1 protein-coding gene is annotated in these 921 nt (G+C 47.2%); it reads right to left on the bottom strand.

Annotated elements, in window-relative coordinates; translation table 11 throughout:
* Positions 1-921 (bottom strand): S-layer protein domain-containing protein (locus tag EO95_RS05800; RefSeq protein WP_048133103.1); only part of this gene is annotated, 921 nt, incomplete at both ends.

Here is a 921-nt window from a genome sequence, read left to right as displayed (position 1 = left end):
ATGAGAGTGTCTCCCATGATAGAAACATCATCTAATTCTCCAAATTCGTCATCAGACTCAATGGTTATTGCGTTTGCATAGTCAATAAGCCAGAGACCTTCAATCTGGGCAATGCTGTCGACTGCACCCTGGAAGACCTGGTTGACATGCACTCTCAGGACAACAACATCGTCTTCGTCCTGGATGTCATCAAGTTCGACGTCCCAGGTGTTGTCGCCGGTATCGACTGAGATGATTTCGTCATCTACGAATTCTCCGTCTTTGGTGAATTCGAGCCAGACTTTCTTACCGTCAACATCGACCTGCCTGGCTTCGATAGCATAGCCTTCGCCGAGGTCGAGGAGTTCGCCGGTTCTGATGGTGTACTTGTCATCACTGTCAAGGACGAGCTTTGAAAGTTTGTCGGCTTTTTCGGGTTTAAGCGGGACATACTTCTGTGCGAAGAATCCGATAACAGGGTACTGGTTCCAGCCATCTGCTGCATTATCGTATTCGTAGGCAACGTTCTCAATGCTTGTCTCATAAACAAGGTCGCCTTCAGGAATCACGTTTCCGTCAATGTTGGAGACACTGAGTGATTCTGTTTCGACATTGTCATCAATATCGTAGAAGAAGCCTGCAAAGTTAGATGCATCCCAGGTGAAGTTACCTGCACCGAAGGAGGCTGCTCCCCCGATCACATGGACACCGGGCTCTTTGACTTCCAGCATGAGATAGAACCTGAGCACATCGGAGCTGGTGTCAGCTGTCTTGAAGGACACGTTATTAAGAATTTTGTCTGTGCTATCCCTGGTAAGGGTGATGGTGTCCTTGTTGGTAACCATGAGAGTGTCTCCCATGATAGAAACATCATCTAATTCTCCAAATTCGTCATCAGACTCAATGGTTATTGCGTTTGCATAGTCAATAAGCCAGAGACCT

The sequence above is a fragment of the Methanosarcina sp. 1.H.T.1A.1 genome (genome assembly GCF_000979295.1).
In the GTDB taxonomy this organism is placed as follows: domain Archaea; phylum Halobacteriota; class Methanosarcinia; order Methanosarcinales; family Methanosarcinaceae; genus Methanosarcina.
This window is presented reverse-complemented; position numbering and strand designations above follow the sequence as displayed.